This is a genomic window from Tessaracoccus massiliensis, assembly GCF_000826065.2.
Taxonomy (GTDB): Bacteria; Actinomycetota; Actinomycetes; order Propionibacteriales; family Propionibacteriaceae; genus Arachnia; species Arachnia massiliensis_A.
Genome location: NZ_LN623543.1, coordinates 390,919 through 416,788 on the forward strand (window position 1 = coordinate 390,919; position 25,870 = coordinate 416,788).

Consider the following 25,870-nt stretch of genomic DNA (forward strand, 5'->3'; position numbering starts at 1 on the left):
TCAGCCGCGCCAGGCCTCGGCCAGGATCCTGCGCGCGTCCCCGAGGAGCTGCGGCACCGCGCGGGTCTGGCCGATGACAGGCATGAAGTTCATGTCGCCCTTCCACCGCGGCACCACGTGCTGGTGCAGGTGCGCCGCGATGCCCGCGCCCGCCACGTCACCCTGGTTCATCCCCAGGTTGAAGCCGTGCGGCTTGGAGACGCCGCGCACCACCCGCATGGCCTGCTGCGTGAGCTCGGCCACCTCGCGCGTCTCGTCAACGGTGAGGTCCGTGTAGTCGGAGACATGCCGGTAAGGGCACACGAGCAGGTGCCCCGGCGAGTACGGGAAGAGGTTCATCACCACGAAGGCGTGTTCGCCGCGAGCCACGATCAGGCCATCCTCATCGGAGCGCTGCGGGGAGGTGCAGAACGGGCAGTCGTGGTCCCCCGTCGGCTTCCCCTCCCCTTCGATGTAGACCATCCGGTGCGGCGTCCACAGGCGCTGGAAGGCATCCGGGACCCCGGGCAGCGAGCCGCTGGCCTCGATCTCGAAATCATCCATGGTCACGCCGTGGGCGACTCGTTGGACCGCGACGCGATGAACTCGGTGATCAGCTGCACGGCCTCGTCGATACCCACCGCGTTGCGCTGGGAGCCGTCGCGGAAGCGGAACGACACCGTGGCGCCGTCGCGGTCGTCGCCGCCGGCGATGAGGATGAACGGGGCCTTGCCCTGCGTCGCGTTGCGGATCTTCTTGCCGAAGCGGTCGTCGGAGGTGTCGAAGTCCACGCGGACACCCCGAGCCCGGAGCTGCTCGACGACGCCGCCCAGGTACTCGTCGAACTCTGCGGCCACGGGGATGGCGGTGACCTGGACGGGCGACAGCCACGCGGGGAACGCACCGGCGTAGTGCTCGATGAGCACGCCCATGAACCGCTCGATGGAGCCGAACTTCGCGGAGTGGATCATGACTGGCTGCTGGTGCGAGCCGTCGGAGGCCGTGTAGTGCAGGTTGAACCGTTCGGGCTGGTTGAAGTCGTACTGGATGGTCGACATCTGCCAGGTGCGGCCGATGGCGTCCTTGGCCTGGATCGAGATCTTGGGGCCGTAGTACGCCGCGCCACCCGGATCCGCCACCACGGGCAGGCCGGACTCGTGCGCGATTTCCTCGAGGATGGCGGTGGCCTCATCCCACTGCTCATCCGAGCCGATGAACTTGTCCTTCTTCTTGCCGTCCTCATCGCGGGTGGAGACCTCGAGCGCGACGTCGGTCAGCCCGAAGTCGTTGAGCAGGCTCAACACGAAGCGCAGCAGGTGCCGGACCTCTTCCGGAGCCTGCTCCTTGGTGCAGTAGCTGTGCGAGTCGTCCTGCGTGATGGAGCGCACGCGGGTCAGGCCCTGCACCACGCCGGAGGCCTCGTCGCGGTAGACGGTGCCGAACTCGAAGAAGCGCAGCGGCAGGTCGCGGTAGGAGCGCCCACGCGAGGAGAAGATCAGGTTGTGCATGGGGCAGTTCATGGCCTTGAGCCGGTAGGCCTGGCCACCCTTGACCACGTTGCCCTGCTCGTCGCGCTCCGCGTCCTCCAGCAGCGGCGGGAACATGCCGTCGGCGTAGTACGGGAGATGCCCGGAGGTATAGAAGAGTTCCTCCTTGGCGATGTGAGGGGTGCCGACGTAGTCGAAGCCCTCCTCGATGTGGCGGGCGCGCACGTAATCTTCCATTTCGCGCTTGAGGACGCCGCCGCGGGGGTGGAACAGCGGCAGGCCGGAACCCACCACCTCGTGGAAGCTGAACAGGTCGAGTTCCGCGCCGAGGCGGCGGTGGTCGCGCTTGGCGGCCTCCTCGAGGCGTGTCTTGTACGCCTGCAGTTCGTCCTTCGACGGCCACGCGGTGCCGTAGACGCGCTGCAGCCCGGCGTTGCGCTGGTCTCCGCGCCAGTACGCGGCCGACGTGCGAGTCAGCGCCCAGCCGTTGCCGAGGTAGCCGGTGTGCGGGATGTGGGGACCACGGCACAGGTCCTTCCACGCCACGGAGCCGTCGCGGTTGACGTTGTCGTAGATGGTCAGTTCGCCGGCACCCACCTCGACGGAGGAGCCGTCGTCGTCGGAGGCGCTGCCCTTGTCGGAGATCAGTTCGAGCTTGAAGGGCTCATTCGCGAGCTCCTCACGGGCCTCTTCATCGGAGACGACGCGGCGCACGAAGCGCTGGCGGGCCTTGACGATCTGGCCCATCTTCTTCTCGAGCGCCTTGAGGTCCTCCGGAGTCAGCGGTTCGGTCTGGAAGTCGTAGTAGAAGCCGTCGACGATCGGCGGGCCAACACCCAGCTTCGCGTCGGCGTGCAGTTCCTGCAGGGCCTGCGCGGTGACGTGGCCGCAGGAATGGCGCAGGATCGACAGGCCCTCTGCGCTGTCGATGGCAATGGGCTCCACCTCGTCCCCGTCAGCCAGTTCGCGGCTCAGGTCGAGGGCCTCACCACCGACGCGCATGGCGACGATGGTGCGGTCCTCGCCGAACAGGTCCAGCCCCGTCGTCGTGGTCGTCAGTTCCACCTGTTCCGCCTGATTGTCGCGGTGGACGGTGATGACTCCACTCATGGGGCACTCCTGTTGTGTTAGCTGGGTCGGTCTGACGTCCCCATTGTGCCGCCTACACCGAATCCGCGGAAGTCGGGCCCGTCCTCGACATGCTTGAGCTCCTCGAAGTCAGGATTCTTGTCGATGAAGCGGGAGATGAAGGGGCAGGTGGGGATCACCTGGCGGCCGTGCTCGCGGGCGTCGCTGAGCGCGAACTCCGCGAGGCGTTCACCCAGGCCCTGACCCCCGTGCTCGGGCTTGACCTCGGTGTGGTGCATGTCCTGCACATCACCGTCGAGCGTGTAGTCGATGTGGCCGATGAGCTCCTCCCCGATGTGCAGCTCGTAGCGCTTCTCGGAGGTGTTGTGGGAGAGTTTCACGTTGTCATCCATGACACGATGCTACCGGCGCGCGGAACGGATGGCGCCGATTGAGGCGATGATCACCGCCGCCATGGCCGCCCATTCGGGCCAGTCGAGCCACTCCCCCAGCACGAACCAGGCGAACAGGGCTGCAGCGGCGGGCTCCACACTCATCAGGATGGAGAAGGTGGCGGCCCTGAGTGATCGGCGCGCCTGCAACTCCAGGGCGTAGGGGATCACGGTGCTCAGCAGCGCCACGCCCGCCATGACTCCCAGCACCCGCAGATCGGTGAACGCGCCGTCGGCGACAGTGACCGCGGGGACGGCCAGCGCGAGGGCGCCGATCACCGACCCGACGGTGAGCCCGCTCATCCCCTCCCACCTGTGCCCAACGGGACCGGCCAGAGCGATGTAGCAGGCCCACAACGCACCCGCCCCGAGCGCCAGCACCATGCCCAGGGGATCGACCACAGTGGGGCCGGCCCCCAGGAGCGCCACCCCGGCTGCGGCCAGCGAGACCCACAGCAGATCGAGCAGGCGCCTGGAGCCCAGCACCGCCAGCGCGAGCGGCCCCACGAACTCCAGGGTGACTGCGAGACCGATGGGGATGCGTTGGAAGCTCAGGTAGATGAGCATGTTCATGCCGGAGAGGCACAGCCCGTAGGCCACGACGAGCAGCCAGTCGCGCCCCGACCGGCCAGCCATCTTCGGCCTGGCGAAGGCCAGGAAGATCAGCGCTGCGATCAGGGCGCGCAGGAAGGCGAGTGTGACGGGGTGTGCCACGTCGAAGATGGACTTGGCGATGGCCGCGCCGAACTGCACCGAGGCGATGGCAATCAGCACGAGCACGACGGGGCGGGGCACGGCCTGACTCTACGCGCCGCAGTGCGCTACCGCTGTTCGTGCCACGCCTGGAGATCCCATGAGCGCAGCTTCCTCAGCAGGGTCTGCTTCTTCGAGACATGTTCCTGCATGCGTTGCAGGACGTCGTGGAGGAATCCGATCGCCTCGACGATGAAGGGGCCCTTGTTCAGCATCACACATTCGGCGCGCATACTCATCGCCGCGTCGGTGACCTCGGCGCGGGTGGCCAGCCCCTCCTTGGCGAGGGACTCCAACACCTGCGTGGCCCAGATCACCGGAACGTGCGCTGCCTCACACAGCCACAGGATCTCCTCCTGCACCTCCGCCAGGCGCTCGAAACCGGCCTCGACCGCCAGATCGCCCCGCGCGATCATGACGCCGACCTCCCGCCAGCGCATGGCTTCCAGCAGGATCTGCGGGAGGTTCCTGAAGGCTTCGACCGTCTCGATCTTGAGCACGACGGCGAGATCGTCTCGCCCCAGTGCCTCGACGGTGTCCAACAGGTCGGCCACATCGTGCTGATCCCGCACGAAGGAATAGTTGACGATGTCAGCATGCTCCACCACGAAGCGCAGCGCCTCGCGGTCCTCCTCGGTGAGGGACGGCATGTCCAGGTGGGTGTCGGGCAGGTTGATGCCCTTCTCGGGCCGTAGCTTCACCCCGTCCACGCCCGCGCTGACGACGTCGATCGTCAACTGCCCGGCGGCCACCGCCGTGATGACGCCGGAGATCTTCCCGTCGTCGAAGAGGATCCGCTGGCCCGGCAACGCGTCGTCGAAGACCTGGCTCAGGGAGCACCCGATACGGTGCGGCCCGCCCGGCACAGGCTCCCAGGCGGTCAGTTCCCGGGTAAGGATGATCTGTTCGCCCTCCCTGACGAGATGGTGGCTGCGCCGCGCCGGAAGGTGTGCGACCACCCCGGCGCTGCCGCCGGTCTCCGGCTCGAGGCGAATGCCCGGGACGAAATAGGCGGTCTTGACCAGTTCCGTCACGACACCCGCGGGCCCGTCCTCCTCGGCGAGGACATCAGTGACCAGTAGCGTGCGCCGTGACCCGCGCCCATCAGTGAAACGGAGCCTCTGACCAACTTCCAGGTCAGCCAGCCAGGACGCATCCGTGACGGGAACACGGGTGCCCGGAGCCTGCGCATCCGTGCCGGGAGCCGTCAACACCACGATGGCGGGATCCACCACCCGCCCCGTCTCGTCACGGTGCGGGCGCGCCTTGAGGACCTCCGGCCCGGGGGCCAGGGGCCCGGTGCGGAGCTTGGGGCCAGCGAGGTCCATCGCGACGAGCGCATCCGCGCCAGCCGCGTCGTCCAGGTGGGCGATCATGGCGGCCCACTCCTCAGGCCCGTCGTGGGCACAGTTGATCCGGGCGATGTCCATGCCGGCGTCGACCATCTTCCGCACAAGGGCGGGGTCCGTGGCCGCTTCCGGGGGGAACGTCACCATGATCCGCGACGCCCGGTCCTCGGCCTGTTCCCCGAGCAGTTCGGTGGCGTTGTGTTGCAGTAGCGCCGGCCCCAGCGGCATCTCGCGCGCCCAGGCATCCTCCGCGTCGGTGTCTGCCCCGGGGGTGCCGGTCAGCCCCGTCGATCAACTGTTGGACGCGTTGTCGCAGCATCGTGGCCTGCTGAGCCACTGAGCCTCGAGAATCAGTCCACTGATCCTCCCTCCACCTAGCTACCGCTGGCCCCCATTGTCCCATGGAGGTTGACCCCACGCCGTCCGGCACGCAACGCCTCCAGGGTGCCGAAGCGCCCCTCGGCGTGGGGCAGGCTGACGTTGCGCAGGTACTCGGCCACCTCGGTGGGGCCGGCCTCCTCGAAGTGGTCGATGAGGCTGCGGATGTCGTCGGGGTGGCGGTTCTGGCTCATCTTCGCCTTGGCCTCGATCCGGTCGATCTCAAGCTCCACACCCACGATGGCGCGGGACATGAGGCCGAGCTTGTCCTCGCCCACGGCGTCGAGCACCTCCGGGGGCTCCATGCGTGCGGTGAGTGCCCGGGCGGCGCGCAGCGCGCCTTCCGCGCTGAGATCGAACCGCGCGGTGCCCCATGCATGAATGGTGATGTAGTCCCAGGTGGGGACGTTGGGCAGCGCGTCATTGGTGGCGTACCAGGCCGGGGCGATGTAGGCGTCGGTGATGTTGATGATCGCCATGGACCGCCCGACGGTGGGCGTACGCACCTGCGGATTGTTGCGCACCAGGTGCGTGACCACTACCCGCTCGTCGCCGCGCCGTTCGATGTGCATCGGCACGAACGTCGCCAGCAGCCCGTCCTCGTGCACGGTGACGAGGTTGCCCGGATGTACCTCGCTGAGGAGCTGGTCCAGCCTGTCCTCGGGAAGTTTGAAGTGTTGCGGCACGTGCACAGCGCCACTCTAGCCAGCCCGCCTGGGCCCCTGATGCGGCCGCATCCCCCGTTCCGGCATGATGACATCCACAGAAGGGAGATTCGTGCTCACAGTTCTCTGGGCCATCGGGATCACCGCTGAGGCCGTGACCGGCGCGCTGGCCGCCGGCCGCGAGCGGATGGACCTGTTCGGCGTCATCATGGTGGCCTTCGTCACCGCACTGGGTGGCGGTTCGATCCGCGACCTGCTGCTCGGCCACCACCCCCTCACCTGGGTGAAGGACCCCGAGTACGTACTCCTCGTTGTCCTCGCCGCCATCGTGACCGTGTCCGTGGCCGGCATCATGAAGTACTTCCGACAACTGTTTCTGGTGCTCGACGGGCTGGGGCTCGTGGTCTTCTCCATTCTCGGCGCCCAGTTGGCGCTGCAGATGGAACTGGGGGTGATCATCGCCGTCGTGGCGGCGGTGGTGACGGGTGTCGCCGGCGGGATCATGCGCGACCTGCTCTGCGACCGGATCCCCCTGGTGTTCCGGGAGGAGCTCTACGCCTCGATTTCGGTACTGACGGCCCTCCTCTTCGTCGGACTGTTGGAGCTCGGCGTCTCCAGCAACCTGACCGTGACGATCACACTGGTGGCGGGCTTCGTGCTGCGCATGCTGGCGATCAGGTTCCGGTGGAGCCTGCCGCTGTTCGAGTACGAGGATTCCTACTTCGACAGCCGCAAGGCCCTCAAGAAGGCGCAGCGGCTGATGCTGCGCAGGTTCCGTCTCCAGGGTCGCCGACCAGCCGTCGACGAGTAGCACGCAGACGGGCACCGGCCAGCCTCGGAGGCGAAACCCCAGCCTCAGAGGAGCAATCTCGTGACCACCGTCGGATTCGTAGGAGCCACCGGCCTGATGGGCCACGGCATGGCCAAGAACATCGCCCGAGCCGGGATGAGTCTCAGCTACACGTTGCGTTCAGAGTCGCAGCGCGTCGAGGACCTGGACGAACTCGGCGCCCGGCAAGCCCCCGGCATCGCGGCGCTGGGCCGGGACTGCGATGTCGTGGTCATCTGCGTGACGTCGTCGGCAGACGTCGAGGAGGTGGTGGACTCACTGCTCGAGGAACCGCGCGAGGGGTTGGTCATCGTCGATTCGTCCACCTCCGAGCCCACGTCGACGATGAAGCTGTCGGAGCGAGCACGGGCACAGGGCGTCGGCTACGTGGACGCGCCGCTGACGAAGGGGCCGGCCGCGGCGGAGGCTGGCGACCTCAACGTGATGGTCGGCGGCGCGGAGGCTGATGTGGCCCGGGTCCTCCCCGTGCTCGAGGCATTCGCCGGATCCGTGCTGCGCACCGGCGACGTCGGGACGGCGCACACGCTGAAGCTGGTCAACAACACGGTCATCCAGGCGTTCTGCAACGCGCTGGCCGAGGGTTTCACCGTCGCGGGTAAGGCGGGGCTGGATCCGCGCCTCGTCCACGAGATCCTCGGTAGGGGCGGCATGAACGCGCCGTTCCTCCACGCGATCGCAGGGGCTCTCGACGGCGACCATTCCGGCATGGAGTTCCACATCGACAACGCCCGCAAGGACGTGCGCTACTACAGCCGGCTGGCAGGCGACCTGGGCGTCGTGGCCCCCATGGGCTCAGCCGCTCACCAGTCGCTGGCGACGGCGTCGGCCCTGGGTTTCGGGCAGGAGTTCGTGCCTGCGTTGGTGCAGGCCCAGGCCAAGCTCAACAACGTTGAGCCGCCACGCACGTCCTGATCGACCCCGAGCAGGCCAGTCGCCGCTGCACGACGGACCGCAACCACAACGAGCCACCGTCGCCTGGATGCAGGGGCTACTGCTGGCCTCTACCGACGTGCGTCGCCGTATTGCCAGTCGCTTCGGAGCCCTCGGACTCGACCTACCCGGCGCAGTCCAGGTCGCCCGCAGCAAAGAGGAGATCCGCCAGCACGCCGGACACTACGAACCGCTCAACCACGAAGGTTTCGCGCGCCGTGTCCGCAATCTGCGCCGCGACGAACCAGGGTGGATGATTGCCGACGAGGCATGGTCGCTTGGTGGTGCGCAGGGAAAATTCACGGTGTATCGCGGTTCACACGGCAGGTTCCATTCCCCCAAAGGATCTGTGACAGCCGCATCCTGCCGTCAGCCAGCATCCATCTGAGAATCCCGTCGTCACTCTGACAGTAACGTCGAGCAACAGCCCCCTACTTGCAGGGGTTGAAAGACCGTGGTGGGCACGACCCATGCCAGGCAGCGTTTTCGCGGCAGGTGCAGGGCTGAAGGGACGAAGGCACACAACGAAAACAGCCCCACTAGGGGGCTGTTTGGCGTGTTCTGTTGTTGGTGGGCGATGCCAGGTTTGAACTGGCGACCTCTTCCGTGTCAAGGAAGCGCGCTACCACTGCGCCAACCGCCCGAGGTGGAGACGGGATTTGAACCCGTGTACACGGATTTGCAGTCCGTTGCCTCGCCTCTCGGCCACTCCACCGGGTGGAGGTTTACCTCCCCATATGGGATGGGAGAGACCATATCTCCGAGCGGACGACGAGATTCGAACTCGCGACCCTCACCTTGGCAAGGTGATGCTCTACCAACTGAGCCACGTCCGCCTTGCGTCTCCTGCCGCTTCCCTCTCGGGCTGCTGCGTTCGGCGCGTTGAGAACATTAGACCATGGATCCCGCAAAGATCAAATCGGGGGCGCCGAGACCCCAAAACCCCAGCAACCGCGGGCCCAGATCCCCGTGAGCAATTGGATGGGGTCACGGCGCGACACGCCGGCGAAAGTGGCCCCTAGGGCCCGTGACCCCATCCAATTGCTCACGGACGCAACCATGGCCGACGACCCCGGTTCGCATTCCCGAATCCGATCCGCTAGAGTTTCTCCTCGCTAGGGCGATTGGCGCAGTGGTAGCGCGCTTCGTTCACACCGAAGAGGTCGGCGGTTCGAAACCGCCATCGCCCACTCTAGTGGGGCTTGCCGAGGTCGACGCCCCTCGAGGGCCCCCGACAGGAATGAGGCGATGACAGCTCCAGCTATCGTTCTCGTGGCCGATGGCCCCGACGACGACACTGTGAACGCCTCCCTCGAAGCCATCGCTGCGGATCTGCGCGGGGCACGCCCGGATCTGCGCATCAGCCTCGGACGGGTCGGTGGTGCCGAACCCAAGCTCGAGGACGTGATCGCGACGCTGGTCGACGATGCCGTCGCCGAAGCCGTGCTCGTGCCACTCGACCTGGTCTCGGCCGCCGAGCACCACGCACTGATCGACAGCTTCCATCGCTCCCCCGACATCCACCTGGCCGTCAGCCGCCCCGTCGGCCCCGCCAGCGAACTGCTCAACATCCTCGACGAACGCGTCCGCGAGGCGCTGCACCGTGGCGGGGCACTGGAGATCGACGGGCTGATCCTCACCGCCCCCGCTGGCGGCGACCTCCGTGGCTCCTCGCTCCTCGCGCGCAGGGCACGCCAGTGGTCCGCGCACCACCGCATCCCCGTTCAGCTGGCCGTCGAGGAGGGCAGCGGGCGCGCCACCGCTTCGGCCGTGGCCTCGCTGCGGTCCCAGGGCCGCCGCCACATCGCCGTCGGCAGCATCTACCTCACCGCCACACCGGAGTACCACAACCACGCCCACGCCGCGCTACGCGCCGGGGCCATCGCCGTGACCTCCCCCATCGGCCAGACACCCCACCTGCGCCAGCTCATCCTGGCGCGCTACGCGTTCGGCGCCATGGAACTTCTCGACGGCACCCCCACCCAGCTCTCGGATCACGTCCTGGAGGGCGAAGAATCCTGACCTGCTTGTCGGGGCCGATTATCATCGAGCCCATGACAGACAGTTTCGTCCCCAAGCTCATCAAGCCAGATGACGAGTGGCGCCAGCAACTCAGCCAGATGGAGTACCACGTGCTGCGCCAGGCCGGCACCGAGATGCCCTTCACCGGCGAGTACACCGACACCGAGGACGAAGGCGTCTACGAGTGCAAGGGTTGCGGCACAGAACTGTTCCGCAGCACCCAGAAGTTCCACTCGAACTGCGGGTGGCCCAGCTTCTTCGCCCCGCTGGCTGAGGATCGCGTCCGCTACCTCAAGGACACCTCCATCCCGGGCCGTCCCCGCACCGAAGTGCGCTGCGCCCACTGCGACGGCCATCTGGGCCACGTGTTCGAGGGCGAGGGCTACGAGACCCCCACGGACCTGCGCTACTGCATCAACTCGGTCTCACTGAACCTGCGACGCGGCTGAGCTGGAGCTCGCACGGCGCGCCACCGCCACATCGCGCGGTGGCGCGCTTAGAGTGTCTGCGTGCCAGCCAAAGTCACCAGTCTCACACCAGAGCCGTTCGCGCGAGCCCTGCAGGAACTGGCGGACATGCGCTGGCGCAACGGCATCGTCGCCGACGAGATCGGCTCTCCGCAGCGCATCGCCCCCTATTCGGTGGCGCTGGCCGCGGAGTTGATGGCCGACGACGAGCCGCTGGCCACCGGCAGGCTCATCCTGCTCCACGACCCGGCCGGCAACGACGCCTGGGGCGGCACGTTCCGGCTGGTGACCTACGTGCGGGCGGAGGTGGACCTGGAGATGGTCACGGATCCGCTGCTCCCCGACGTCGCCTGGTCCTGGTTCACCGAGGCGCTCGAGAGCCACGGCTGCGACGCCACCGCCCTCGCCGGCACGGTCACCGCCTCCTACGGCCGGGGCTTCGGTGAGATGGTCCAGGACCCGGACCGCGCCGACGTCGAGTTGCGCTCGTCCTGGACACCCCGCCTCGATGCCGCCAACCCCCTCACCCCGCATCTCGCCGCCTGGCAGGACCTCCTGGGCCAGGTCGCGGGCGAACCGCCGCTCCCACCCGGCGTCTCCAGCCTCCCGGTGGGCCGCCGCCCATGACCTACGTGACCACCAGCCGGGAGCCACTGCGCCCGGTCGTCGACACCCCTGAACTACTCGACGAATGCCTCGCCTCCCTGCGCGCCGCCCGGGGACCCGTGGCGTTCGACACCGAGCGCGCCCACGGGCATCGCTACTGGGCGAAGGCCTACCTCCTGCAGATCAGGCGCGAGGGCGCAGGCACCTGGCTGATCGATCCCGTCGCCTTCGAGAACGGCCGTGAGCGGGCGGACCTCAGTGCCCTGGTCGACGCCTGCGGCAGCGCCACCTGGATCGTGCACGCTGCCACGCAGGACCTGCCGTGCATGCAGGAGATCAACATCGTCCCCCCGCGCATCTTCGACACCGAACTGGCCGCACGGCTTCTGGCCAAGCCTGGAGCCTCCCTCGGCGCCCTCCTCGAGGCCGAGTTGGGCATCAAGTTGAGGAAGGCACACTCCGCGGACAACTGGTCGCGCCGGCCGCTGCCCGAACCCTGGCTGATCTACGCCGCACTGGATGTCGACTATCTGCTCGAGCTGTCCACCGTGCTCGCCACCCACCTGGTGCTCGCAGGCCGCGAGGAGTGGTCAGCGCAGGAGAACGACGACATGCTCGCCCGCTACAGCGTGCCGCAGCAGCCGAAGGATGATCCGTGGCGTCGGCTCAGTGGGCTCACCGGGCTGCGCACCCCGCTGCAGTACGCCGTGGCACGCGAGCTGTGGCTGGCCCGCGACGACGTGGCGCAGCGCCGCGACCGGCCACCCAGCTGGATTCTGCACGATTCGGCCATCCTCGCCGTGGCTCAAGTGGCGCGCGACGCGGTGCCCACCGAGGATGACGTGCGCGGCCTGCCAGGGTTCGCCAGCCAGCCAGGCCAGCGCTACGTGGGCAAGTGGTTGGCGGCGCTGGAGCGGGTCCGGAAGATGTCGCCGAAGCAGTATCCGCCCAAGCGGGTCCGCTCCGACGGCGTTCCCCACCCCCGCTCGTGGGACAAGGCGAACCCCGAGGCGGCCGCACGGTGGGCCGCGGTGCGGCCCGTGATCGACGAGTTGGCCTGCGACCTCGGTGGCCTACAGGCGAGCCTCATCGCACCTCCAGCGGTGCTGCACGAGGCGCTGTTCCACCACGCCGAGGTCTCCCATGAGCTCCTGGTGGAGCTGGGCGCGCGGCCGTGGCAGGCGGATTTCCTGGCCCCGGCCATCGCCGAGGCGCTGGGTCAGGCCTGAACCGAACCCCGTGTCGTGGGCGCGTCCACATCCTGCGTGAGGAGCTTGCCGAGCACGTCCATCGCTGCCGCGGCCGCGGTCAGGCCGATCCGGTCCAGCACCTGGTCGCGGGAGCCGTGGGTGAGGAACTGCTTCGGGATGCCGAAGTTGCGCACCCTCGCAGGCACGCCCGCGTCCGCCATCGTCGACGCCAGCCGCTGCCCCGCGCCGCCGTCGACGAGGTTGTCCTCCATCGTGACCACCAGGTCGTAGCCGCGGGTCAACTCGACGAGGTCAGGGCTGACCGGCAGCGCCCAGAGCGGATCGACCACTGCGGCCGCGACGCCCTGATCCTCGAGCCGCTCCGCAAGGTCCAACGCGGCACCCACGAACTGTCCGTAGCCCACGACGAGCACCTTGGCGTCCTCCGGGCGGCGCAGCACGTCCACCCTGGAGAGCCCCTTGCCGACGTGGGCGATCTCGGGCATCTCGTCCGGGATGCGTTCCTTGGAGTACCGCACGACGGTGACCGCATCCTCCACGTCGACCGCGCGCTCCAGCGCCGCCACGAGGCGCGCCTGGTCCCGGGGGGCGGCGAGTTGCAGGCCGGGCACGATCCCCAGCAGTGTCATGTCCCACATGCCGTTGTGGCTGGGGCCATCTGTGCCCGTGACCCCGGCGCGATCCAGGACGATCGTGATGCCCGCATCGTGGAGCGCCGCATCCATCAACACCTGGTCGAAGGCGCGGTTGAGGAACGTGGCGTACAACGCCACCACGGGCCGCATGCCCGCACGCGCCATGCCTGCCGCCGACACGATGGCGTGCTGCTCGGCGATGCCGACGTCGAAGATCCGCTCCGGGAAGGCCGCTGCGAACCGGCCCAGGCCCACAGGGTTGAGCATCGCGGCCGTGACGGCCACCAGATCCGGACGGCGCTGCCCCAGTTGCACGATCTCCTCGGCGAACGCATCGGTCCAGGTGGCCTGCACCGCGGCGGAGAGCGGCTCACCGGTGAACTCGTTGATCTTGCCGACGGCGTGGAAGCGATCCTCCTCGTTCTCCTCCGCCGCCTGGAAACCGCGCCCCTTTCTGGTGACGCAGTGCACGATAACGGGGCCGCCGAACTGACGCGCCTGCTCCAAGTGGTTGGTGAGCGCGGCGATGTCGTGGCCGTCGATGGGGCCGGTGTACTTGATGCCGATGTCGGAGAACATCGTCTGAGGCGCGATGACATCCTTGACGCCGGTCTTGAAGCCGTGCATGAGGTCGTAGGCGGGACGGCCGAGGAACGGGATCCGCATGACGGTGCGCTTGATGAGGCTGAGCGTCTTCTCATAACGGTGGTCGACGCGCAGGCCCGCGAGATGGTTGGCCAGGCCTCCCACCGTGGGCGTGTAGGACCGCCCGTTGTCGTTGACAATGATCACCAGGCGCAGGTCTCCTGCGTCGGCGATGTTGTTCAGTGCCTCCCACGCCATGCCGCCGGTGAGGGCGCCGTCACCCACCACTGCGACGACGGTGCGCTCCTCGCCCTTGAGCCGGAAGCCCTTGGCCAGCCCCTCTGCCCAGGAGAGCGCCGAGGAGGCGTGCGAGTTGCGCACCCAATCGTGGGGGGACTCGTCTGGCTCCGGGTATCCGGAGATGCCCTCCTGCTGGCGCAGCGTGTCGAAACGGTCTGCTCTGCCGGTGAGGATCTTGTGCACGTAACTCTGGTGCCCCGTGTCGAAGATGATGGGATCCGATGGCGAATCGAAGACCTTGTGGATCGCCATGGTCAACTCCACCACACCCAGGTTGGGGCCCAGGTGGCCGCCGGTGCGGCTGACATTGGTGATCAGGAACCGGCGGATCTCCTCGGCCAACTGCAGCAACTGCTTCCTCGACATCGCACGGAGGTCTTGGGGGCTGCGCACAGAATCCAGCATGGGCATGCGCTCAATAGTATGCCCTCCACACCATGCCGCCGGGCAAACCCGCAGTCACGCCTCATAGCCGGGGCGTGAAACGCACGTCGCGCAGCGCCTGCTCCACCAACTCCACTCCCCTCGCCACCCGCACCAGACGGGCCTCCTCCTGCTGCAGCACGACCGCCGCCTGATCCACCGTGCCCGCGTCCACCACTCCGGACAGCGACGTGCGCACCCCTGCCAGGCCGCTGCGCGTGGCCACCAGTTGCGAGGCGACGAACTCGCGCGCCATCCGCGCCAGCACCACCGGATGCCGACGCAGCACCTGGTAACCGCGATACTCCGACGGGCAACAATCCAGCAGGAACGATTCGGCGGTCTTCTCCCACCCGTTCGAACCCGGCGGCCGGACGGCGCCCGGCCACCCCGGCGGCACATACACCCTGATCACTTCATCTTCATCGAACATACGAACCATTGAAGCTCAATGCTCCGACAAAATCGAGAGCGTGGCGCACATACCGCCGGTCACCCGGCCCTGGTGGTGGCAAACCGGGCCCGGTACCCCTCGTGACCGAACGCCCCTCCAGAATCCGCCGACAGGCCCCTGACTGCGACGGCGTCCTGGCCGCCGCCGAGGCCATCAGGTTCCGCATGCCCTATCAATCCGATCCGGCCATGCGCAACACGATCAACGCCGGGGCCATGCGCTACCGGACTCCCACTTGTCGCACTCCTCGAAGCAGGTGACCGAGGGCTTCTACGGCACCTTGGACTTCGCCGTCATGGCGGCCGCCCGCATCACGGAAGAGGGGCACTTGGTGCTGTCGTCAGGCGTCGGCAACAACGTGGAGCACCTGGACCATGCGAGCCATATCATCGTCGAGGTCAACAACTGGCAGTCGCCTGACCTCGAGGGCATAGCTGACGTTGGAGTCGAAGTTCACCACGACGCGATGGTGGTCATCACGGAGTGCGGCTACGCGGATCTGCGCGGGCTCGCGCCCAGGCACAGGGCGCAGAAGATGCGCGCGATCGCGCACCCGGACTACCGCCCGCTGCTCGAGGAGTACGTGGCGCGGGCCAGTGCGGAGGGCGGTGCGATGCACGTCCCCCACGACGTCGCGACGGCCTTCGAGTTCCACACGAACCTGGCTGAGACGGGCCAGATGCGAGGCTGACACGCAGCAGGACGAGAGGAAGCCCGGGGCGCATGCCCCGGGCTTCCTCAATCACCCGGTCACCGGAACATGACGATGTTGTTGAACACGAACTGGTTGCGCTGCGAGAACTCGTAGCCGCCGGCCGTCTTCGGGCTGGCCTGGTAGACGGTCACCTCCGCGTAGGTGCGGCACCCGTTGCCGCCGGTGGCGGGGGTGTCGCACTCGGTGCGCCAGTTGCGGCCGTCGGTCTCGGCCTTCCATTCGCCCGTGATGGCGAGGGGATTCTGGCCCCAGGCTGCGCGGGTCATGTACGGCAGGTAGGTGAGGTTGTTGAACGCCCAGCCGGTCTCGCGGACGAACCGGCCGTCAACGATCTTGACCACGGTGGCCCAGATGTCGGTGCGGCACCGCTCGGTCTGCGAGTACTTCTCGCAGGTGGTGTTCCAGTCGCGGCCGTTGAGGTTCTTGTGCAGGCCCGCCAAGGTGTACGGCGCGGACGGCACGAACCGCGTGGCCGCCTGGGTGGGCTCATCGGTCGGCTCATCCGTCGGGGCGGCAGTCGGCTCGTCCGTAGGCTCGTCCGTGGGCTGCGTGGGCTCCTCCGTGGGATCCGGCAGCACCCGCGAGATCAGCCACTCGGACTGGTCGAGCGCATGATCGACGAGGCGGGTCTCGCCCAGGCAGCCGAGGAAGCCGCTCTGGCGCTGCCCGGCATAGGAGCCGGCGCCCAGCACCCAGGGCAGGCCCCCATCATTGCCCACGCCCAACGCGTCCTTCACGTTGCGCAGCACCGGGACGCCGTTGACGTACATGGTCAGGGACCTGTCCGAGGGGTCGTTGACCGCGGCGATGTGCATCCAGTCAGCCAGGTTGACGATCTCCCCCGACCAGGCGGAGAAGTCACGTAGTTGATCGCCCTGGGATTCCATGAAGGAGAACTGCACCTCCCGCAACGTCGAAAACGCCCACGCGAACGGGGGCTCCTCCCCCTCGGATGAGACGTAGCCGTCGACGTTGCCCCGCTGGCCGTCACGGCTGAGCCAGGCCATCCAGGCGTTGAGACTGTTGTCGTAGGCGGGATCCACCTTGACGAAGGTCTCGAACGTGAAGCCGTTGTCGAACTCCTCCATGTTGACCGGCGCGCCGTCGGCCGTCGTGAAGTAGGAGGCCACGTTGCCGTCGCGGGAGGCGTTGTCGAAGCACACGGAGCCGAAGTTGGACGAGCCGGGGGCATGGTCCGGAGAGAAGGTCACGTCGCTCTCTCGGGCTCCTGTGACCGGGCCCTCATTGAGCGGGGCGCGGGTCATGTCGTTGCCGGCGGCGATGTCCTCGATGACGGTCCCGGACGGCGCCACCGTCGAGGCCTCGACGACGGGGATGCGCCAGTGGGCGACAGTCCCCTCGACGACCGGGTAGTCGTCGTCAGCGGTGGCGTTGCGGTACTCGACCGGCTCTGGCGCTGCGAAGCCGTCGAACGTGGCACGGAGCTTGGCGATGTAGGAGGGCTTGTCTGCGGCTCCCACCTGAAGGCCTGGGAAGCGCTCGGCGAAGTTGAAGTCGATCGAGAAGCTGCGGGCGCCGCCCTCGAGGATGGGCTGGTCGAACTCATTGAGTTCCGCCTCCGGCTTCTCGGTGACCCAGTTGGAGAAGGTGAGCTGGGAGATCACGTTGTGGGTCAGGTCGAACTCCACCAGACCCATGTAGCCGTTGCCGCCCATGTAGGCCATCTGGTGATCCATGAGGATCTGATGGACGGGATTGCCGAAGCTGTTGGTGCGCTCGAGGTGGGCGGCGCCGTGGTGGTGGCCGTTGAAGGTCAGGAACACGTTGTCGTGCCTGGTGATGAGGTTGTCAAAGACCCAGTCCCCGAAGCCGGTGCTGACGGCGGTCTCACCGTCGGGGGCAACGTTGATCAGCTGGTGCGAAGTGAGGATCGTCGGCACGCCCGCATGCGCCGTCAGCAGGGCATCGGCCCACGCCAGCGCATCGGCCTGCGCGCCCCAGCTCAGGGCGAGGACGGCGAACGTCTGGCCATCGACGGTGAACTGGTGGTACTCGTGCGCGCCGTACGTGGCGTCGCGCTCGACGAGCGTCTCATTGAGCGCCGCCCGCTCAGGACCGAACGCGGCCAGGTACCGCTCATAGGGCATGTCGTGGTTGCCGCCGATGACCGAGTAGTTGATGCCCGCGTCCTCCAGGATCCGCATGGAGGCGTCCGCGACCTCCCATTCCTGGTCCTGCCCCGCGCGGTCCACCACATCGCCGAGATGCAGCACCATCTGGGTGTTGTAGTCCTCGGCGTGGTCCGCCCAGAACTGCGTCTGGGAGGCGAAGGGGTTGGAGCCATAGCGCTCCATGAACAGGTCGCCCTGCCCCTGCGTCGCGTACCGGGAGTAGAACTGCGTGTCCGGCAGAATGCCCAGGGTGAACCGGGCCCCAGCCTCTGCGGGCTCGGCGTGCGCTGCGGGCGATCCCCCGGCCAGTCCGGCGATCAGGGAGATCGCCAGCACGGCCATGACGAGGCGTTTGAGTGGTGACAGCATGGTGCTCCTACTTATTCAGATGTTTGGCCACCATCTCACTCCTGCCATGTGACCATCTCCCCAAGGACACGTGAACCGTGGGTGTCGGGCAGATGAAAAGGGCCGGGCCCCGTCGCGAAGACGGGGCCCGGCCCTTCGTGGCTGTCGGCCGAGGCGCAGATCAGGCCTTGGCCAGGTTGCGCAGCACGTACTGCAGGATGCCGCCGTGCTGGAAGTAGCCGCGCTCGCCGGGGGTGTCGATGCGCACGATCGCGTCGAAGACGGTCTCCTTGCCATCGGGGGCCACTGCGGTGACCTTGACGGTCTTCGGGGTCACGTTGTCGTTGAGCTGCGTGATGCCCTCGAAGGAGAAGGTCTCCTCGCCGGTGAGCCCCAGCGAATCGGCGCTCTCACCCTCGGGGAACTGCAGGGGCAGCACACCCATGCCGATGAGGTTGGAGCGGTGGATCCGCTCGTAGCTCTCGGCGATGACCACCTTGACGCCCAGGAGGGCGGTGCCCTTGGCGGCCCAGTCACGCGAGGAGCCGGAGCCATACTCCTTGCCCGTCAGAACGACGAGCGGGGTGCCCTGTTCGGCGTAGTTGACGGCCGCGTCGTAGACGGTGGTGACCGGGGCGTCGGCCTGGGTGAAGTCGCGCGTGAAGCCGCCCTCGGTGCCGGGGGCGATCTGGTTGCGCAGGCGGATGTTGGCGAACGTGCCGCGGATCATGACCTCGTGGTTGCCACGGCGCGAGCCGTAGGAGTTGAAGTCGCGACGCTCCACGCCGTTCTCCGACAGGTACTTGCCCGCGGGCGAGTCAGCCTTGATGGAGCCGGCCGGGGAGATGTGGTCCGTGGTGACCGAGTCGCCCAGCTTCAGCAGCACCCGGGCGCCGGAGACGTCCTCCACCGGTGCGGGTTCGGTGGGCATGCCCTCGAAGTACGGGGGCTTGCGCACGTAGGTGGAGTCGTCGGCCCATTCGAAGGTGTCGCCCTCCGGCGTGGGCAGCGAGCGCCACCGCTCGTCGCCGCTGAACACATCCGCGTAGCGCGACGAGAACATCTCCGCGGAGATCGACGAGCCGACGACCTCCTCGATCTCAGCCTGCGTGGGCCAGATGTCTGCCATGAACACGTCATTGCCGTCCTGGTCCTGACCGATGGGGTCGTTGAACAGGTCGATGTCCATGGTGCCGGCCAGCGCGTAGACGATGACCAGCATGGGGCTGGCGAGGTAGTTCATCTTCACGTCGGGGCTGATGCGACCCTCGAAGTTGCGGTTGCCCGAGAGGACTGCCGTCACGGCGAGGTCGTTGTCGTTGACGGCCTGCGAGATCTCCGGGATGAGCGGGCCGGAGTTGCCGATGCAGGTCACGCAGCCGTAACCGACGAGGTTGAAACCGACCGCGTCGAGGTACTGCGTCAGACCGGCCTTGTCGTAGTAGTCGGTCACGACCTGGGAGCCGGGGGCCAGCGAGGTCTTGACCCACGGCTTGCGCGTCAGACCCTTCTCCACAGCCTTCTTGGCCACCAGCGCCGCGCCGATCATGACGCTGGGGTTCGAGGTGTTGGTGCACGACGTGATGGAGGCGATGGCGACGGAGCCGTGGTCGACCTCGAACTCCTGGCCGTCTGCCAGCTTGATCGGCACCTTCTTCTCGACGCGGGCCGGCGCGGATCCGCCACCCTGGTGACGCGGTGCCGGGGAATCATCGATGTCGCCGGGGGTCGTCTTGATGGGGTCGGAAGCATCCATCGTCTGCTTCACGTCCTTGTCGTAGCCCTCGTACTGCTTGTCGGGCTCGCCTGCGTAGCTGACCAACGCCTGACGGAAGGCCGTCTTGGACTCGTCGAGGCGGATCCGGTCCTGCGGACGGCGCGGGCCGGCGATCGACGGTACGACGGTGGACAGGTCCAGTTCGATGTACTCCGAGTAGACGGGCTCGGCCTCGGTGTTGTGCCAGAGGCCCTGCTCCCTGGCATAGGCCTCGACCAGGGCGAGTTGCTCCTCGCTGCGGCCGGTCAGGCGCATGTACTCCGTGGTCTTCTCATCGATGGGGAACACGGCGATGGTGGAGCCGTACTCGGGGCTCATGTTGCCGATGGTGGCGCGGTTGGCCAGCGGCACCTCGGAGACGCCCTCGCCGTAGAACTCGACGAACTTGCCGACCACCTTGTGCTCGCGCAGCATCTCGGTGATGGTGAGCACGAGATCCGTCGCGGTGGTGCCCTCGTTGAGCTTGCCGGTGAGCTTGAAGCCCACCACCCGCGGGATGAGCATGGAGACCGGCTGGCCCAGCATGGCCGCCTCAGCCTCGATGCCGCCGACGCCCCAGCCCACGACCCCCAGGCCGTTGACCATGGTGGTGTGCGAGTCGGTGCCGACGCAGGTGTCGGGGTAGGCCTGCAGCACACCGTCGACCTCGCGCGGGAAGATCACACGTGCGAGGTGCTCGATGTTGACCTGGTGGACGATGCCGGTGCCCGGGGGCACGACGCTGAAGTTGTCGAAGGCCGTCTGGCCCCAGCGCAGGAACTGGTAGCGCTCACGGTTGCGCTTGTACTCGATGTCGGTGTTCTGCTGGAACGCCTCGGGAGTGCCGAACACGTCTGCGATGACGGAGTGGTCGATGACCAGCTCGGCGGGCGAGAGCGGGTTGACCTTGGACGGATCCCCGCCCAGGTCGACGACGGCCTGGCGCATCGTGGCCAGGTCGACCACGCAGGGCACGCCGGTGAAGTCCTGCATGATCACGCGCGCGGGCGTGAACTGGATCTCGTGATCGGGCTCAGCCGTGGGGTCCCAGTTGCCCAGGAACTCGATGTCCTCCTTGGTGATGTTGGCACCGTCCTCGGTGCGCAGCAGGTTCTCCAGGAGCACCTTGAGGCTGAAGGGCAACTTCTCGGAGCCCGGCACGGAGTCGAGCCGGAAGATCTCGTACGAGGTGCCGTTGACGTCGAGGCTCGCCTTGGCCCCGAAACTGTTGACGCTCATCCTTCTCCTTAACTTGGCTGACGCCAGTTTATCTTGATGTCAAGATACCGCACAATTCAGGTCCGCGCGGCGACGTCGCCGTCCAAGGCCCATCCTAGGGGGTTCGCCCGGCCTCAACCGGCCCGGTGGAGGATCGCCACGCACTCGATGTGCTGCGTCATCGGAAACAAGTCGAAGCCCCTGATGGAGGTGGGGACATAGCCGACCTCGGCGAAGGTGGCCAGATCGCGTGCCAGGGCCGCCGGGTCGCAGGCCACGTACGCGATCGCGCGCGGTTCGCGGGCGGCGATGCTGCGCACCACCGCAGCCCCCGCGCCCTTCCTCGGAGGGTCCAGCACCACGAGATCGGCCCATCCGGGCATGTCCCGATCTGACCGCTCAACGGGCCGCGCCAGGAACTCGGCCTCGGGCACGTTGCGTCGAGCCAGGTCCACCGCGCCACGGCCGGATTCCACCCCCAGCACCAGGCACCCTGCGTCGGCGAGCGCCCCGGCGAACAGCCCGACGCCGCAGTACAGGTCAAGAGCGCGCTCCTCGGGCTGCGGATCGAGCCCGTCCAACACCGCGCGGCTCAGCGTCTCGGCGGCCGCCGGGTGGACCTGCCAGAACCCGGTGGCGGCGACGGTATAGGTACGGTCCAGCACCTTCTGCTGCACCGGATCCGGGCCCACGACCCGGCGGCCGCTGGTGAGCGTGACGCTGCGGTCGGCCACCGTGACCTCCAGGTCGACGCCAGGCTCCGCGGCCGCCTCCAACTCCGCGACCGAGGGTCCGGGCGCCGCGATGAGGCAGCCCTGCTCGGGTAGCGGCACGATCTCGTGCGAACGGCGGGCCCGGAAGCCCACGGTGCCGTCGTCGTCGACGGCGTAGCGCACCCTGGTGCGCCAGTCGAGGAGCCCACCGGGCACCTCCTCGACGGTGCCCTCCCATCGGATGCCAGCGAGACGCTCGAGTTGTTCGGCGACCACCGCCGTCTTCAGATCCAGCTGGGTCGCTGCGTCGGCGTGCTGCCAGTCGCAGCCCCCGCAGCGTCCGGCGATGGGGCACGGCGGCGGCACGCGGCCGGCGGCGGCGTCCAGCACCTCCGTCACACGCCCGCGGTCGAAGCGCTTGCCCCGTTCGGTGATCTCCACCAGCACCCGCTCCCCCGGCAGGCCACCGGTGGTGAAAACCACCTTCCCATGGAGCCGGCCCACCACAATTCCGCCGTGCGCCACGCGCTCCAACACCATCTCCGAAATCATCGGCGCACCCTCGTTTCCGACACCTTCCGTGCCAGGTCCTTGCGCCGCCCGGAGCTGCGCAGCTGATACGGCACAGAGGTGACCATCACGCCCTGCATGAAGTGCAGGCGGGTACGGATCAACAGGGCCGTCTGGTTGTGGAGCAGTTGCTCCCACCAGTGCCCCACAACGTACTCGGGGATGTAGACGCTGACGACATCCCGGGGATTCTCGGTGCGTAGTTGGCCGACGTAGCGGATGAACGGGTTGGTGATCTCGCGGTAAGGGGAGGCGATCACCTTCAGCGGGATGCCGAAGTCCTCGGCCTCCCACTCCCCGAGGATCTGTTCCACCTCGTCGTCGTCGACCGCCACCGTCACCGCCGTCAACGTCGTGGGCCGGGTGGCGCGGGCGAACGCGATCGCCTTGGCGGTGGGCAGGTTCACCTGCTGCACGAGCACGACGCCGCGCACCCGGCTGGGCAGCGCGCGATCCGACTCCGGACTGAGTTCCAACTCGCGGGCCACCGAATGGTAGTGCTTCGAGATGGCCAACATGACCACGAAGATCAGCCCCATCACCACCAGGGCGAGGTAGGCGCCGTGGGTGAATTTCGAGACCAGCACCACGATCAGCACGACGCCGCAGAGCGCCGAGCCGATGACGTTGATCACGCGGCTGCGACGCATCTGGCGCCGCTCCACCGGGTCCGTCTCAGTAGCCAGCCTGGTGGTCCAGTGCCGCACCATGCCCAGCTGCCCCAGGGTGAACGAGATGAACACGCCCACCACGTACAGCTGGATCAGTGCCGTGACAGAGGCGTTGAACGCCAGTACCAGCCCGATCGCGCCCAGGGAGAGCGCCACGATGCCGTTGGAGTAGGCCAACCGGTCGCCGCGGGTGTGCAGCTGGCGGGGCAGGTAGCCATCCTTGGCCAGGATGGACGCCAGCGACGGGAAGCCGTTGAAGGCGGTGTTGGCGGCGAGGAACAGGATCAGCATGGTCGCGGTGATCAGGATGTAGAACCCCGGCGGGAACCAGTCCATGAACACCACCCGCCCCAATTGGCCCACCACCGTGGTGGCCGCGGTGTGGATGGTGTTGCCGTCGCCGTCGACGTAGTGGGTGCCGGTGAGCTCGTCGATGAGGTGCACGTTGGTGAGGTTGGCCAACGCGATGATGCCCAGCAGGGACGCGATGGCGATGCCCCCCAGCAGCCCCAGCACCTTGGCGGCGTTGCGGCTCTTCGGCGGCTGGAACGACGGCACGCCGTTGCTGATGGCCTCGACACCGGTCAGGGCGGCACAGCCGGAGGAGAAGGCCCTGGCCAGGATCGCGATGAGCGCCCACCCTGCGAGCTCCTCGGCCCCGTCGGGCCGCACGACGATGAGGTCGGCGGTCTCAGACCTGAGCTCCTGCCCCAACCCGAGAATGCGGATGAGGCCCACGCCGACCATCGACAGCATCGAGAGCATGAACACGTAGGTGGGGATCGCGAACGCCGCGCCGGATTCCCGGGTGCCGCGCAGGTTCACCAGGGTGAGCAGGATGATCACGCCCACCGCCGTCCACGCCTCGTAGCCGTGCAGGAACGGCGCCATGGCCTTGGCGTTGATGACGCCGGCGGAGACGGACACCGCCACGGTCAGCACGTAGTCGACCATGAGCGCCGACGCGACGGTCAGCCCGGCGTGGCGGCCCAGGTTCTCCCGTGCGACCTCGTAGTCGCCGCCCCCGCTGGGGTAGGCGTGCACCGTCTGGCGGTACGACATCACCACGACGGCGACCACCACAGCCACTGCGACGCCGATCTTCCAGGAGAACAGGAAGCCGGCCATGCCCGCTAGCGACAGGGTGATGAGGATCTCGTCCGGGGCGTAGGCCACGGAGCTCAGCGCGTCCGAGGCGAACACCGGCAACGCGATGCGTTTGGGGAGCAGCGTCTCGCCCATCTGGGTGTTGGACAGCCGCCTGCCCACCACCATGCGCTTGAGAGCCGAAAGCACGTTCACACGCTCAAGGTAGACCTGTTGGGCCCCAATGTCACAGGTGCGCTGGTGCTATCTTCGTCACACGGATCTTTTGAGCCCCGGAGGAGTCAGGGTGCACCTAGTCATCATGGGCTGTGGCCGTGTCGGAGCGATGCTCGCCACGAGCCTGGAGAAGCGAGGCCACAGCGTGGCCGTCATCGACCAGGATCCGGATGCCTTCCGTCGTCTGGGCACCGATTTCAAGGGCATCACCGTGGAGGGCGTCGGCTTCGACCGCGAGGTGCTGGAGGCCGCCGGCATCCGGCGTGCAGACGCGTTCGCGGCGGTCAGCTCGGGCGACAACTCCAACATCCTCTCCGCACGCGTGGTGCGCGAGATCTACCACGTCGAGAACGTGGTGGCCCGCATCTACGACCAGGGGCGCGCGGAGGTGTTCGAACGGCTCGGCATCCCCACGGTGGCCACCGTCAAGTGGACGGTCACGCAGATGCTGCGTCGGCTGCTCCCCTCCGGCAGCCAGCCGATCTGGTCGGACCCCACCGGCGATGCGCGCCTCATGCAGATCCATGTGCACAACGGGTGGGTGGGGAGCCGGATCACTGAACTGTCCGCCGTCGCCGATGCACCCATCCCATTCGTGCTCCGTGTCGGCCGCGGACTCGTCCCGAACCGGGAGACCATCTACCAGGACGGGGACCTGATCTACGTGGCCTGCTACACCGATCGCATCGACGATCTCGAAACCCTCTTCGCCGCTCCCCCGGCCAGGAACTGACAGGAGCCCCGATGCGCGTATCCATCGCCGGAGCCGGGAACGTCGGACGTTCCATCGCCCGCGAACTGACCGCCAACGGCCATCAGGTGCTGCTCATCGAGAAGGACCGCTCGGCCATCAACCACGACGCCGTGCCCGGCGCGTCCTGGCTGGAGGCCGATGCCTGCGAGCTGAGTTCCCTGGAGGAGGCCGAACTGGATCGCTTCGACGTGGCCATCGCCGCCACGGGCGACGACAAGGCCAACCTGGTTCACTCCCTCCTGGCGAAGACGGAGTTCGGCGTCCCCCGCACCGTCGGCCGAGTCAACCACCCGGGCAATGAATGGATGTTCGACGACCAGTGGGGCGTCGACGTGGCCGTGTCCACCCCGCGTCTCATGTCTGCACTGGTGGAGGAGGCCGTCTCCACTGGGGACCTGGTGCGGCTGTTGACCTTCAACAAGTCCACCACGCACCTGGCCGAGGTGCGCCTGCCTGCGGGTTCACGGTTCATCGGGCGCCGGATCCGGGACACGGGCCTGCCGGGCGACGTGGTGATCGTGGCGATCGTCCGCGACGGCGCGCCGCTGTCTCCGGAACGCGACCGTGCCTTCGAGGCCGGCGACGAACTGCTGTTCCTCGTGACCCAGGACTCGGAGCCCGACCTGGCTGAACTCTTCGACCCGGAAGCCGGTGCGAACCCAGAGGGCGAGGGCGACCCCTACCAGGGGGACCTGCCTAAGGGATGACCTCGAAATCGGGGTTGTAGATCACCGGGCTGCTGTCCTCTTCCGCCAGGCGGCCCGCCACGCGGATGTGGCGCCCCGGCATCAGGCACTCGAGGCGGCTGCGGCCCATCCAGATGAGCCGGACGGTGCCTGAACCGTCGTTGACCTCCGCCTCGAGCCAGCCGTTCTTGGCGTCGGAGGTGATCGAGACGATCTCGCCGCGCAGGATCACGCGGCTGCGGGGTTCGCAGGAGGCCAGGGGATGCGCACCGACATCTGCGGCGCGCTGCCGCAACTCGGTGGCCTCCAACTCTTCGACGGGGGTCATGAGTCGTCGAAGCCGCTCAAGGAGCGACGGGCGGACCATGGC

The 25,870-nt window shown here is 67.6% G+C and carries 23 protein-coding genes and 4 tRNA genes; 11 read left to right on the top strand and 16 right to left on the bottom strand.

The window, feature by feature from the left end; all coding sequences use genetic code 11:
* From BN1186_RS12315 to BN1186_RS12340, 6 genes are all read right to left on the bottom strand, one after another.
* Positions 1–543, bottom strand: coding sequence for an HIT family protein (locus tag BN1186_RS12315; protein WP_040284845.1), 543 nt, complete (start codon positions 541–543; stop codon positions 1–3).
* Positions 544–545: 2 nt separating this feature from the next.
* A complete protein-coding gene (gene thrS, locus BN1186_RS12320; RefSeq protein WP_082031388.1) occupies positions 546–2,576 on the bottom strand; it encodes a threonine--tRNA ligase in 2,031 nt (676 codons plus the stop codon).
* Between the two features lie 17 nt (positions 2,577–2,593).
* On the bottom strand, positions 2,594–2,947 hold the full coding sequence (locus tag BN1186_RS12325) for a GNAT family N-acetyltransferase (protein ID WP_052460126.1): 354 nt from the start codon (positions 2,945–2,947) through the stop codon (positions 2,594–2,596).
* 9 nt (positions 2,948–2,956) lie between these two features.
* Positions 2,957–3,781: an EamA family transporter gene (locus BN1186_RS12330; RefSeq protein ID WP_052460127.1), complete on the bottom strand. Its 825-nt coding sequence runs from the start codon at positions 3,779–3,781 to the stop codon at positions 2,957–2,959.
* A 26-nt stretch (positions 3,782–3,807) separates the two neighbouring features.
* Positions 3,808–5,370 carry a pyruvate kinase gene (locus BN1186_RS12335; RefSeq protein ID WP_281278482.1) on the bottom strand — a complete coding sequence of 521 codons (1,563 nt, stop codon included), beginning with the start codon at positions 5,368–5,370 and terminating at the stop codon, positions 3,808–3,810.
* A 92-nt stretch (positions 5,371–5,462) separates the two neighbouring features.
* Positions 5,463–6,158 carry an FMN-binding negative transcriptional regulator gene (locus BN1186_RS12340; protein WP_052460129.1) on the bottom strand — a complete coding sequence of 232 codons (696 nt, stop codon included), beginning with the start codon at positions 6,156–6,158 and terminating at the stop codon, positions 5,463–5,465.
* A gap of 85 nt (positions 6,159–6,243) precedes the next feature.
* Here BN1186_RS12340 and BN1186_RS12345 point away from each other — a divergent pair, with 85 nt between their 5' ends.
* The 3 genes from BN1186_RS12345 to BN1186_RS12355 all read left to right on the top strand — a co-directional run bounded on the left by BN1186_RS12345 (position 6,244) and on the right by BN1186_RS12355 (position 8,299).
* Positions 6,244–6,942: a trimeric intracellular cation channel family protein gene (locus BN1186_RS12345; protein ID WP_246043313.1), complete on the top strand. Its 699-nt coding sequence runs from the start codon at positions 6,244–6,246 to the stop codon at positions 6,940–6,942.
* Positions 6,943–7,002: 60 nt separating this feature from the next.
* Positions 7,003–7,893, top strand: a complete 891-nt coding sequence (locus tag BN1186_RS12350; protein ID WP_040284337.1) for an NAD(P)-dependent oxidoreductase — start codon at positions 7,003–7,005, stop codon at positions 7,891–7,893.
* 67 nt (positions 7,894–7,960) lie between these two features.
* Positions 7,961–8,299: a HipA domain-containing protein gene (locus BN1186_RS12355; RefSeq protein WP_139651099.1), complete on the top strand. Its 339-nt coding sequence runs from the start codon at positions 7,961–7,963 to the stop codon at positions 8,297–8,299.
* A 180-nt stretch (positions 8,300–8,479) separates the two neighbouring features.
* Here the strand turns inward: BN1186_RS12355 and BN1186_RS12360 are convergent.
* The 3 genes from BN1186_RS12360 to BN1186_RS12370 form a co-directional block, all read right to left on the bottom strand.
* Positions 8,480–8,554, bottom strand: a tRNA-Val gene (locus BN1186_RS12360).
* A gap of 1 nt (position 8,555) precedes the next feature.
* Positions 8,556–8,626, bottom strand: a tRNA-Cys gene (locus BN1186_RS12365).
* A gap of 48 nt (positions 8,627–8,674) precedes the next feature.
* A tRNA-Gly gene (locus BN1186_RS12370) sits at positions 8,675–8,747 on the bottom strand.
* Positions 8,748–9,029: 282 nt separating this feature from the next.
* Between BN1186_RS12370 and BN1186_RS12375 the strand changes: the two genes are divergently transcribed.
* The 5 genes from BN1186_RS12375 (at position 9,030) to BN1186_RS12395 (ending at position 12,235) form a co-directional block, all read left to right on the top strand.
* Positions 9,030–9,101: transfer RNA gene (locus BN1186_RS12375), tRNA-Val, on the top strand.
* Positions 9,102–9,159: 58 nt separating this feature from the next.
* On the top strand, positions 9,160–9,933 hold the full coding sequence (locus tag BN1186_RS12380) for a sirohydrochlorin chelatase (RefSeq protein ID WP_074437034.1): 774 nt from the start codon (positions 9,160–9,162) through the stop codon (positions 9,931–9,933).
* A 32-nt stretch (positions 9,934–9,965) separates the two neighbouring features.
* Positions 9,966–10,382: a peptide-methionine (R)-S-oxide reductase MsrB gene (gene msrB / locus BN1186_RS12385; RefSeq protein ID WP_040284338.1), complete on the top strand. Its 417-nt coding sequence runs from the start codon at positions 9,966–9,968 to the stop codon at positions 10,380–10,382.
* Between the two features lie 60 nt (positions 10,383–10,442).
* On the top strand, positions 10,443–11,027 hold the full coding sequence (locus tag BN1186_RS12390) for a DUF3000 domain-containing protein (RefSeq protein WP_040284339.1): 585 nt from the start codon (positions 10,443–10,445) through the stop codon (positions 11,025–11,027).
* Positions 11,024–12,235 (top strand): HRDC domain-containing protein, encoded by a 1,212-nt coding sequence (locus BN1186_RS12395; protein ID WP_052460131.1) that lies wholly within the window; start codon positions 11,024–11,026, stop codon positions 12,233–12,235. Before BN1186_RS12390 ends, BN1186_RS12395 begins: the two co-directional genes overlap by 4 nt.
* On the opposite strand, the gene dxs is transcribed toward BN1186_RS12395, so the two are convergent.
* Positions 12,226–14,148 (bottom strand): 1-deoxy-D-xylulose-5-phosphate synthase, encoded by a 1,923-nt coding sequence (dxs, locus tag BN1186_RS12400; RefSeq protein WP_040284340.1) that lies wholly within the window; start codon positions 14,146–14,148, stop codon positions 12,226–12,228. The two genes, BN1186_RS12395 and dxs, sit on opposite strands and share 10 nt — an antisense overlap.
* A gap of 55 nt (positions 14,149–14,203) precedes the next feature.
* Entirely contained in the window at positions 14,204–14,593 is a 390-nt protein-coding gene (locus tag BN1186_RS12405; protein WP_040284341.1) for a hypothetical protein, read from the bottom strand.
* A gap of 256 nt (positions 14,594–14,849) precedes the next feature.
* Between BN1186_RS12405 and BN1186_RS12410 the strand changes: the two genes are divergently transcribed.
* Positions 14,850–15,305 carry an acetyl-CoA hydrolase/transferase C-terminal domain-containing protein gene (locus tag BN1186_RS12410; protein WP_218975476.1) on the top strand — a complete coding sequence of 152 codons (456 nt, stop codon included), beginning with the start codon at positions 14,850–14,852 and terminating at the stop codon, positions 15,303–15,305.
* A 59-nt stretch (positions 15,306–15,364) separates the two neighbouring features.
* Here the strand turns inward: BN1186_RS12410 and BN1186_RS12415 are convergent, their stop codons facing one another.
* From BN1186_RS12415 to BN1186_RS12430, 4 genes are all read right to left on the bottom strand, one after another.
* Positions 15,365–17,830: a LamG-like jellyroll fold domain-containing protein gene (locus BN1186_RS12415; RefSeq protein WP_052460132.1), complete on the bottom strand. Its 2,466-nt coding sequence runs from the start codon at positions 17,828–17,830 to the stop codon at positions 15,365–15,367.
* A 160-nt stretch (positions 17,831–17,990) separates the two neighbouring features.
* A complete protein-coding gene (gene acnA, locus BN1186_RS12420) occupies positions 17,991–20,804 on the bottom strand; it encodes an aconitate hydratase (protein ID WP_040284343.1) in 2,814 nt (937 codons plus the stop codon).
* 113 nt (positions 20,805–20,917) lie between these two features.
* On the bottom strand, positions 20,918–22,048 hold the full coding sequence (locus BN1186_RS12425) for a class I SAM-dependent RNA methyltransferase (protein ID WP_040284344.1): 1,131 nt from the start codon (positions 22,046–22,048) through the stop codon (positions 20,918–20,920).
* Positions 22,045–24,039 (bottom strand): APC family permease, encoded by a 1,995-nt coding sequence (locus BN1186_RS12430; protein ID WP_040284345.1) that lies wholly within the window; start codon positions 24,037–24,039, stop codon positions 22,045–22,047. The genes BN1186_RS12425 and BN1186_RS12430 overlap by 4 nt, the downstream gene beginning before the upstream one ends.
* Before the next feature lie 106 nt (positions 24,040–24,145).
* Between BN1186_RS12430 and BN1186_RS12435 the strand changes: the two genes are divergently transcribed.
* Together BN1186_RS12435 and BN1186_RS12440 are read left to right on the top strand one after the other, a co-directional pair.
* The gene (locus BN1186_RS12435; protein ID WP_052460133.1) at positions 24,146–24,793 is read left to right on the top strand and encodes a potassium channel family protein; all 648 of its coding nucleotides are present in this window, start codon (positions 24,146–24,148) and stop codon (positions 24,791–24,793) included.
* A gap of 11 nt (positions 24,794–24,804) precedes the next feature.
* Positions 24,805–25,521 carry a potassium channel family protein gene (locus BN1186_RS12440; RefSeq protein WP_052460134.1) on the top strand — a complete coding sequence of 239 codons (717 nt, stop codon included), beginning with the start codon at positions 24,805–24,807 and terminating at the stop codon, positions 25,519–25,521.
* Here the strand turns inward: BN1186_RS12440 and BN1186_RS12445 are convergent.
* Complete coding sequence (locus tag BN1186_RS12445; RefSeq protein WP_040284347.1) at positions 25,511–25,867, bottom strand: OB-fold nucleic acid binding domain-containing protein; 357 nt, start codon at positions 25,865–25,867, stop codon at positions 25,511–25,513. The genes BN1186_RS12440 and BN1186_RS12445 overlap by 11 nt on opposite strands.
* Positions 25,868–25,870: the final 3 nt, after the last annotated feature.

What these genes read in the sequence shown, in the direction of transcription:
- BN1186_RS12425 (WP_040284344.1), bottom strand. Translation starts at nt 22,048, where the DNA reads ATGATTTCGGAGATGGTGTTGGAGCGCGTGGCGCACGGCGGAATTGTG.
- BN1186_RS12440 (WP_052460134.1), top strand. Translation starts at nt 24,805, where the DNA reads ATGCGCGTATCCATCGCCGGAGCCGGGAACGTCGGACGTTCCATCGCC.
- BN1186_RS12355 (WP_139651099.1), top strand. Translation starts at nt 7,961, where the DNA reads ATGCAGGGGCTACTGCTGGCCTCTACCGACGTGCGTCGCCGTATTGCC.
- BN1186_RS12415 (WP_052460132.1), bottom strand. Translation starts at nt 17,830, where the DNA reads ATGCTGTCACCACTCAAACGCCTCGTCATGGCCGTGCTGGCGATCTCC.
- BN1186_RS12380 (WP_074437034.1), top strand. Translation starts at nt 9,160, where the DNA reads ATGACAGCTCCAGCTATCGTTCTCGTGGCCGATGGCCCCGACGACGAC.
- thrS (WP_082031388.1), bottom strand. Translation starts at nt 2,576, where the DNA reads ATGAGTGGAGTCATCACCGTCCACCGCGACAATCAGGCGGAACAGGTG.
- BN1186_RS12405 (WP_040284341.1), bottom strand. Translation starts at nt 14,593, where the DNA reads ATGTTCGATGAAGATGAAGTGATCAGGGTGTATGTGCCGCCGGGGTGG.
- BN1186_RS12445 (WP_040284347.1), bottom strand. Translation starts at nt 25,867, where the DNA reads ATGGTCCGCCCGTCGCTCCTTGAGCGGCTTCGACGACTCATGACCCCC.
- BN1186_RS12395 (WP_052460131.1), top strand. Translation starts at nt 11,024, where the DNA reads ATGACCTACGTGACCACCAGCCGGGAGCCACTGCGCCCGGTCGTCGAC.
- BN1186_RS12325 (WP_052460126.1), bottom strand. Translation starts at nt 2,947, where the DNA reads ATGGATGACAACGTGAAACTCTCCCACAACACCTCCGAGAAGCGCTAC.
- dxs (WP_040284340.1), bottom strand. Translation starts at nt 14,148, where the DNA reads ATGCCCATGCTGGATTCTGTGCGCAGCCCCCAAGACCTCCGTGCGATG.
- acnA (WP_040284343.1), bottom strand. Translation starts at nt 20,804, where the DNA reads ATGAGCGTCAACAGTTTCGGGGCCAAGGCGAGCCTCGACGTCAACGGC.
- msrB (WP_040284338.1), top strand. Translation starts at nt 9,966, where the DNA reads ATGACAGACAGTTTCGTCCCCAAGCTCATCAAGCCAGATGACGAGTGG.
- BN1186_RS12315 (WP_040284845.1), bottom strand. Translation starts at nt 543, where the DNA reads ATGGATGATTTCGAGATCGAGGCCAGCGGCTCGCTGCCCGGGGTCCCG.
- BN1186_RS12435 (WP_052460133.1), top strand. Translation starts at nt 24,146, where the DNA reads ATGGGCTGTGGCCGTGTCGGAGCGATGCTCGCCACGAGCCTGGAGAAG.